6 protein-coding genes are annotated in these 9,072 nt (G+C 39.0%); all 6 read right to left on the bottom strand.

Annotation, left to right across the window (positions count from 1 at the left end; genetic code table 11):
• The coding region (locus AC6CHV_RS26215) for a glutamate synthase central domain-containing protein (RefSeq protein ID WP_498079965.1) at nucleotides 1-2,595 on the bottom strand (2,595 nt) is incomplete at its 3' end.
• A 166-nt stretch (nucleotides 2,596-2,761) separates the two neighbouring features.
• A complete protein-coding gene (gene asnB, locus AC6CHV_RS26210) occupies nucleotides 2,762-4,612 on the bottom strand; it encodes an asparagine synthase (glutamine-hydrolyzing) (protein ID WP_498079964.1) in 1,851 nt (616 codons plus the stop codon).
• A gap of 828 nt (nucleotides 4,613-5,440) precedes the next feature.
• Nucleotides 5,441-6,226: a helix-turn-helix domain-containing protein gene (locus tag AC6CHV_RS26205; protein ID WP_341329926.1), complete on the bottom strand. Its 786-nt coding sequence runs from the start codon at nucleotides 6,224-6,226 to the stop codon at nucleotides 5,441-5,443.
• A 221-nt stretch (nucleotides 6,227-6,447) separates the two neighbouring features.
• A complete protein-coding gene (locus AC6CHV_RS26200; protein WP_498079963.1) occupies nucleotides 6,448-7,182 on the bottom strand; it encodes a hypothetical protein in 735 nt (244 codons plus the stop codon).
• Complete coding sequence (locus AC6CHV_RS26195) at nucleotides 7,179-8,060, bottom strand: hypothetical protein (RefSeq protein ID WP_498079962.1); 882 nt, start codon at nucleotides 8,058-8,060, stop codon at nucleotides 7,179-7,181. Before AC6CHV_RS26195 ends, AC6CHV_RS26200 begins: the two co-directional genes overlap by 4 nt.
• On the bottom strand, nucleotides 8,014-8,736 hold the full coding sequence (locus AC6CHV_RS26190; RefSeq protein ID WP_498079961.1) for a DsbA family protein: 723 nt from the start codon (nucleotides 8,734-8,736) through the stop codon (nucleotides 8,014-8,016). Before AC6CHV_RS26190 ends, AC6CHV_RS26195 begins: the two co-directional genes overlap by 47 nt.
• Nucleotides 8,737-9,072 lie beyond the last annotated feature (336 nt).

The following is a 9,072-nucleotide window of genomic DNA, read 5'->3' as shown; positions in this document are numbered from 1 at the left end:
TTTGAAGCGTCTAAAAATAGACTCAATTGGTTCAACTTCCTCAATAGGAATCGGCTTTCTGTTACTTTTTAAGCGGAACATCCCTCTGAGCGTAATGCTCTTTTCAGTATCTTCCCCCATCATGTGGCTGTATTTTTTGTAAACCTCATAGTTACCGGTTCGACAGGCATGCTGTAAGGTGTGGATAGTTTCTGGTCGGTACAAATGTGACTCTCCGTTTACACGCCATTGGAGGTCATCACCTTCATCTAGGGTGGGATCTTCATTTAGCCATGCCTGGTTGTGTCGATTAATGGTTTCTTTCGCAATATCCTCGAGTTGAAGACCGCCTATTCGAGAAGATGTGCGCGGAAAATACGTGTTGATTACCTCTTCACTAATCCCAACAGCCTCAAAAATTTGGGCACCAATATAACTCTGAACTGTCGAAATCCCCATTTTTGACATGATCTTCAGGATTCCTTTTGTAACTGCTTTTTTATAATTTTTGATTAAGTTTTCACCAGTTAGTTTCGAAAGCGATTTGTATACTAGATATGGAAAGATGGCATTTGCCCCATATCCGAGTAGCACTGCAAAATGGTGAACTTCCCTAGGCTCTCCTGATGCTATAATGATACTTACCTTGCTTCTAAGCCCTTGTCGTATCAAATGGTGGTGCAGAGCTGAAACAGCTAGTAGAGAAGGAATTGCACCTTGATTTTGATTGATTCCCTGATCGCTTAACACGATTAGATTGCTTCCATCCCTTACTGCTTTTTCAGCAGTTGCGTGTATTTCTTGAAGACGTTCCTGAATCGTCATTCCTTGTACAGGTAAGAGAATCGAAATAGTCGATACTTTCCAAACATCACTATCCAAACTTTGAATTGTTCTCATTTCTACTTCAGACAGGATCGGGGTGCTTAACCTTATTTTTTTGTAATCTTCAGTCTTCGGTTGTAATAAATTCCCCTCGGCTCCTAGTAATACTTCCATTGATGTGACATATGCTTCTCGGATTGCATCAATTGGAGGATTGGTTACTTGGGCAAAACGCTGTTTGAAATAATTAAATAGTAATTGAGGTTTTGATGATAGAATGGCTAGCGGAGCATCGTATCCCATAGAACCAATTGGTTCATTTCCTTCTTGCGCCATCGGTTTAATTATTTTCTCCCACTCTTCATAGGTGTACCCGAACGCTTTTTGAATACGTAATAGTTCCTCTTTGCTTTCTGTTGATTCTTTTTTCTTTGTTATAGGTAGATTTTCAATTGGTGTAATTGTCTCAGCTACCCAATCTTCATAAGGATGTTCGTTAATAAGCTGTTGTTTTACTTCTTCATCTAGTAGTAGCTTCTTCTTCTCAAAATCTACTAAAAGCATTTGTCCCGGTTTTAGACGATCCTTTAGAATAATGTTTTCTTCTGGAATATCTACTACTCCTACTTCCGAAGATAAACAGAGGAAATCATCATCTGTAAGGATAATACGAGCTGGCCTTAACCCATTTCTATCTAGACAAGCTCCAATCTGTTTTCCATTTGTAAAGCCCATGGCTGCTGGACCGTCCCAAGCCTCCATGAGGCAACTATGAAACTGATAGAATGCCCTTTTCTTGTCAGATAGAAGTTTGTTATTCTGCCAAGGTTCTGGGATCATCAACATCATTGCTTTAGCGAGTGACCATCCTGACATCACTAGATATTCTAATGCGTTATCAAACATTGCAGTGTCACTGCCATCCAGGTCAATCACTGGGTGAAGAGCTTCATTATCTTCCAGAAGGTCTGAACGAAGAACAGGTTCACGTGCAAGCATCCAGTTTACATTCCCCGTTATCGTATTGATCTCTCCATTGTGCATTAATGTTCGGTTTGGCTGCGCTCTTCTCCAGCTAGGAAAGGTATTCGTACTAAATCGGTTATGCACCATGGCCATCGCGGATTGGTAATCATCTCGCCTTAAATCCTCATAATAGCTTCTTAACTGGCTCGGTAAAAGAAGTCCTTTATATACGATGGTTCTTGATGAAAAACTAACAATATAGCAGTCATCCTGATTTACTTCAGCGTCATTGAATTCTTTCTCTACTTTTCGCCGAGCCATATATAACAACCGCTCAAATTGATCATTGTCTAGTTCCTTATTGACGGAAGTAACGAATAATTGATGAACAGATGGTTGTGATTGTTTAGCCGTGCTTCCCAACTCTTCATCATTCGTTGGTACATCTCTCCATCCAAAAATCACTAGATCCTCATTCTGCACGATTTCTTCTATTCTCAATTTATATTCTGTCGCTAGGTCTAACTCTTGGGGTAAAAATAGCATCCCAACTCCGTAATCACCCATGAATGGAAGTTGTTTCCCTTTTAACTTCCACTCATGTACAAATAAATCGTGTGGGAGCTCTGTTAGAATTCCAGACCCATCTCCTAATTTCTCACTACCAGTCTGACCCCCGCGATGATTTAATCGTTCAAGAGCCGTTAGTGCCTGACTTACTAAGGTGTGTGTTTTACCACCTTTAATATTTGCAAGCAAGGCGATACCACAAGCGTCATGTTCAAACTGAGGATCATATAAACCATGTCTTTTTAATCGATGCATTTGTATCACCCCTGTTCCTTATCTGTTTCGTTGTTAAGTTAATAGTAGCATCGTTATTTTGGAAGATATTTAAACTATTCGCTATAAAATTTACACTGAATGACACAACTTGTTTTACCTTCACATTTGGTATAATCTCTACCTTTTCGCCTGTCGAAATAGGAGTTTAATCAACAATATTCACGTTATAAGAATCAAGCCACACATTGATTTGCACTAAATGTGCGATAAGCTGAGGTCCTGTCATTAGCTGCCCAAACCAAGGAACTGTGAATGATGCACCATCAGAATCAATGATATCTCTTACCCTTTGTTTTGAAACCAATTCTAGAATTGGAGAGTTTTTCTTTTCGATTACGCTAGTTAGCATATTTTTTACGAGATTCAAATAATCTGGATTATGAGTTTTCGGATAAGGATTTTTCTTTCGATACAGAATGGAATTAGGTAAAGTTCCCTCTAATGCTTTCCTTAAGATTCCTTTTTCCCTTCCTTCTAACATCTTCATCTCCCATGGGATATTCCACACATATTCAATGAGTCGGTGATCCGCAAATGGAACACGTACTTCTAGACTAGCAGCCATACTCATGCGGTCCTTTCGTTCTAATAAAGTAGACATGAACCAGATCATATTCAAATAAAATATTTCTCTACGTCGTGACTCTTCTGGACTTTCTCCTTCTAATCTTGGAACCTCTCGTAATGTTTCGTTGTATCGTTCTTGAACATAGTCTTTTAGATTTAATTTGTTTTGCCAATGAGGTAATAGAAGCTTATGTCTTTCTTCTTCAGACTTCATCCATGGAAAATGGTTATCCTGCAGTAACTCTTTCTTATAAAACCAAGGGTACCCACCGAAAATTTCATCCGCACATTCTCCAGATAAAGCAACCGTAAAGTCTTGTTTGATCTCCTCGGAAAACCAAAGCAGAGAAGAATCAATATCCGCCATTCCAGGTAGGTCTCTACCTTTTACCGCATCCTCCAATCGACTAGCAAGTTGTTCCTGCGTAATAATCTTTGAATGATGATTGACACCCAAATATTGCGTCATCTTATCAATCCATGGTTTATCTTCATCCACTTGAAACAAGCTTGATTTGAAAAACTCACTATTTCGCTCATAGTCAATCGAATACGTATGAAGCTTTCCTCTTCCTTGTTGGTTAAAGTAGTTCGAGGCAATCGCACTTATGGCACTTGAATCTAACCCACCTGACAAAAATGTACAGACCGGAACATCCGCAACTAGTTGTCTTTCAACGGCATCTTTCACTAGAAATCTCACTTCTTCCACCGTATCGTCTAATGAATCAGAATGTTTGCGGCTTTCGACGTTCCAATAACGTTTAATTTTTAGTCCGTTCCGATCAAACATAAGAATATGTGCCGGCCTTAATTCTTGTATTCCTCTATAAATCCCATGCCCTGGTGTACGGGATGGTCCTAACCCAAAAACCTCCTGAAGACCTTCGCGATCTACTTCCGCCTTTACATTTGGATGTGCCAAAATGGCTTTAAGCTCTGACCCAAATAAAAGAGTGCTATCTGTATGTTTGAAAAATAACGGTTTGACCCCAAGTCGGTCCCTTGCAATAAAAAGTTTTTCTTGCTGATGGTCCCAAATTGCAAAAGCAAAAATACCATTTAACCGCTCTACACATTCTTCTCGCCACTCAATATAAGAAGTAAGAAGAACTTCCGTATCGGAGTGGGATTGAAATGTATATCCACGGCTTTGTAATTCTTTACGCAAATCCTCTGTATTATAAAGTTCTCCATTATAGACCATTGAAAAGGCATGCCCGTTTTTTGATCTCCTTGTCATCGGCTGTGTCCCTCCGGAAGGATCCACAACAATTAACCTTGTATGACCCAGTGCAGCATGATGATCACTAAAAACATTAGAAGCATCTGGACCACGCTTTGCTAATGTTTGCGCCATCTTACCGACGATTTGTTCTTGGTGTTTCAAATCCTGTTGCCAATCAATCCATCCTGTAATTCCACACATTGAGATCACTCTTTCTTAAGAATTTTTCTGGCTTTATTGCTCACAGTAAAAGCCAAACATGTATATTGATCTGTCATTTTAATCGTATCATCCTCTTTCTCATAAATATTTAGACTATTCTGTGTAAAGTTTGCACTTTTTTACATAATTTTTCCTGTTTGAATAAATGCACTGTTTAAGGGACAACGGTCACGTTTAATAGGTGCTTGCAATCAGAATAGGTGGGGGGATTCTGACTTACAACTTGATATCATGGATCTCAGAGTCAGAATATGGCCTGGATTGCGACAGGGATTATGATCAAACGGCACTTGTAGTCAGAATAAGGCCCCCATTGCGACTAGCGGTATGATCAAATGGGGCTTGAAGTCATAATAGGGGTGGGATTCTGACTCCAAGCGTGTAATACATGGGGCTCAGAGTCAGAATATGGCCGGGATTGCGACAAGCATTATGATCAAACGGCGATTGCAGTCAGAATAGGTGTGGGGTTCTGACTTGCAGGTTGAAATCTTGCGTCCAAGAGTCAGAATATGGCCGGCATTGCGACTAGGATAATGATCAAACGGCGCATTCAGTCAGAATAGGTGTGGTTCTGACTTACAGCTTGAAATCTTGCGTCCAAGAGTCACAATAAGCCTGGGATTGCGACGAGCTTTTTGATCAAACTACGCTTTCAGTCAGAAAAGGTGTATGATTTGGACTAACAGCTTATAATCATGGGCCACAGTGTCAGATGAGTGCATAATTCAAACAGAGTGTTGAACCCAGTTCAGATAAAAAAAAAGCACCTAAACCACAATGGTTAGGTGCTTGTAATTACTTTAATTAACGAATTTCAGAAGGGCTTTTCCCTGTGTATTTTTTAAACTGTCGACTAAAAAAATGCAGATTATCATAGCCTAATGCTTGAGCTACTTCAGTTACCGTCATTCCTGTATAATGCAGGAGATGCTCCGCCCTTTTTATACGAGCTTCTACAATATAGGAGCGCACTGATTTGCCAATAATCTCCTTAAACTTCAGTGAAAAATACCTTGGAGAAAAGTTCGCACGAGCCGCCAAACTTTCAAGCGTATGTCCCTCGCTAGGATGTTGCTGCACATAATTTGCCACTTCCCTAATCGCTGACAGGAGAGAAGTTTGACCTTGGTCGTTTCGTTCTTCGACCTGATGCTCCTCTCGCAAAAGCTGAATCATCAACTGTTTGAGAATTAGCTTTGCCTCCGTTTCTGCCCCAAATGTTTTGATTAAAAATAATCGAACATATTGTGTTAAGAGAGACTCAAAAGGTATTGCGTCTTGAATAATCCGATATGAATTTGGTATTAGACTTGGTTCGTTCTCTAAGTCAAAATGGATGTAGGTTATTGTAAGTGGATTCTGAGGATTCTGGGTGGCAGTCGTCCAATCGCCTGGAAGGAATAAAAAGCAACTTCCTCGTTTTATTGAATAATCTCGACCGTTTAAAATCAAATTTCCTTCTCCATTCCAAACATAAAACAAATCATAGTTCGGAATAGGCTCTTTCCGCTTCCATTGCCAGTTTGGTTCACAGGTAATGGTCGCAAGAGATGGTTTCAAGATAAATTGCTCAGGATTAATACTCAGCAAGCTGCTCACCTTCCTCACACGTAAAGTTCTTTTTTATTATTTCTAGGGGCAGATCCATTCATTAATAAATTTCAGCCTATATTTGATTCATATCCCCTAGAAATATTTTATAACTTCTCAATTAATCTAACAAATATCAATTTTAAATAATATATATCTCAATTTTAGATTAATCAGTGATGAGTAATGATTATATGAGCTAAGTTGGTCTGTTAATTTCCTTATTGGTCCTCCACCTTATAATACTCAAGCTCCTCTTCTGGTATATCTACGACGTGCTGGATATCAACACCACCACCCCATGATGCTCCACCTACATTAGTAGCATCCGCTTGTTGCCTTACATGGTCGCTGTTATAGGAAATCCAGCCGAAGTACACATCCTGCATCACAGGAAACATGCTTTCAAAAATAGGATCCGGTTGCCTTGCTTCTTCCAATTTTATCGATGCTTCCATCACTTTTTGCCACTCATTCGGAAGCTCTGTTACTCCAAAGGGTGTACCCTCAAAATCTAAAATCGTTTTCAATTGCAAACCAGGATAATAATTATGTATTCCTTCTGTAATATGATAATTACGTTTTTTCAATAAATATAATTCTCCATAACTTACTTGGTCATCGGGATGAATATTCCAAAAAACCTGATAGGAACTTGGATCATTATTTTTTAGTTTGATTATCCTAGGGCCACCAACTGTACTATCAAATTCCATATTCCATTTATGATTTTTCCACACCCACAAGCTCATTCCATATTTGTTTTCTTCTGTAACCATTGGTACAAAAACGTGGCGCTTATCAATCTCTATTACATCAAGAATCTCAGTTACTTCAGAATACCTTTTATAAGTATCAGTCGTAGCAAAGTTTGTAGGTCTAGCTAGATAAAAATAATAAATGACGAAAAGCAGAGCAACCAATCCAAGTAAACTTAGTATCGTTCTTCGTCTCATTTACTTTTCACCCCTTCTAAAAAAACTTCTGGGGAGCGAAAATAATATTGGATTTTAGGTGTTGTAATTAATAAACCTTTCCCATCATCTTCTATAACAATGGTGGTAACAACCCCACTTCCCCATTTTTCCTTAACACCCACCACTTGATATGGAAATCGTTCTTTTCGAGTATTCGGCTCTCCACTCATATACGTTTCCTCATACCATTTATCACTAAAAAACTCAGTTTCTTTCATAACTGGAAGTAGTTTTAGTAATTGATCTTTTTGTAAAGTTACATCCCCTGCAGAAGGGTGAGTGTTGATAATTGTTGCATTTTCCACATTAGAAATATAGGTTGATAGATTACTAGGCGAGTAAATAACATGCTGGAGACCAATCGAGGCAAAGGATAATACTAAAAATAGAAAGTTCGCGAAAAAGCCGAGCCATGCATACTTTCGGAATCTATCCCAGCGCCCTTTTTTTGATTTAAGAAAAAAGTAGAGAATCCATACACCTAAGGGTAAAATTGGAAGTTTCATGAATGTATCAAAGAAATTCATATTAAAGGAAAAAGAAAAAAGCCCAATAAGTAAAACGAGAATTATCTTCCATATAGTTGGTTTCACATCTTGTTTTCTATAAATCCTAAAAGATAAAAAACCAATCATTCCACATCCAATTAATAACGTAATAACCGAAACAAGGCCAATTTCAAAATCTAACTGAAACGTTATGGATACCACCCCTTTTTTTATACCTTCATATATATTCGTAATGATACTATGAATTCCCTTTTCAGGTAAAAGAAAATGTGCAAAACCACAAGGGCTTTGCACATGATTATTATTTATCTGTAGGAATCTCACAGCTTTCATCTGTGCAAACTGCACCTTGGCCACCTGAAAGGTCTTGAAGTTTTGGTGCTGGATGTTCTTCTTTCCAAACCTGTTGGAGTGCACCAAGAAAAGTGGAAGTTGGCTGTGCACCAGAAATAGAATATTTTTGATTGATTACAAAAAACGGAACGCCGGTAACACCGATTTGTTGAGCAGTCGCCTCATCAATTCGGACATCATTCGCATATTTCTTCTCATCTTTTAACACTTCTAACGCGGCCTGTCGCTCCAACCCTACAGATTCTGCAAGATCCGCTAATACTTCGTGGTCACTGATTAGTTTTCCTTCAATGAAATACGAGTGAAGAAGAAGCTCAGTGAGTTCTTTTTCTTTGCCGACGGTCGCTGCAAACTTTGTAAGACGGTGGGCATCAAAGGTATTTGTGTTTTTCATTTCATCAAAATTATAGTTTAGACCGAGTTCTGCAGCTTGCTGACCTAAATTTTCGTTCATTTGCTTGGCCTGAGCCACTGGCATACCATATTTTGAAGCAAGTAATTCATGAATACTTTGACCTGAATATGGCTTTGCATTCGGATCTAGCTCAAAGCTTTTGAATTCCACTTCGACTTGATCACGATGTGGAAATTGCTCAAGAGCCTGTTCCAAGCGTCGCTTTCCTATATAACAGAATGGACATACATAATCTGACCAAACCTCAATTTTCATTTTTTCACACCTCATTTAGTTAGTTTTCACCATGGTAACATAATTAGTTTGTAAATGCTCCTAGCGCGACCTGAGTATAAATTGTGTCGGTTTTTACTATCGGTTTAACTTTGGACACGCATGAGACAAAAATGCAGAATTGTGTCTTAAATCGGGCAATCTTCGGACAAGGGGGCGACGAGGATGCTTGATTGTGTCTGAAGTTGAGCTAACTTCGGACTGGACTGCCTCGATATAGCTTGATTGTGTCTGAAGCTGAGCTAAGTTCAGACTGGACTGCCTCGATATAGCTTGATTGTGTCTGAAGTCAAACTAACTTCGGACTGGACTGCCTCG

It is taken from the genome of Ferdinandcohnia sp. GQ5, assembly GCF_059759275.1.
The sequence above is the reverse complement of the archived record's forward strand: the minus strand, read 5'-3'. Positions and strand labels throughout refer to the sequence as shown.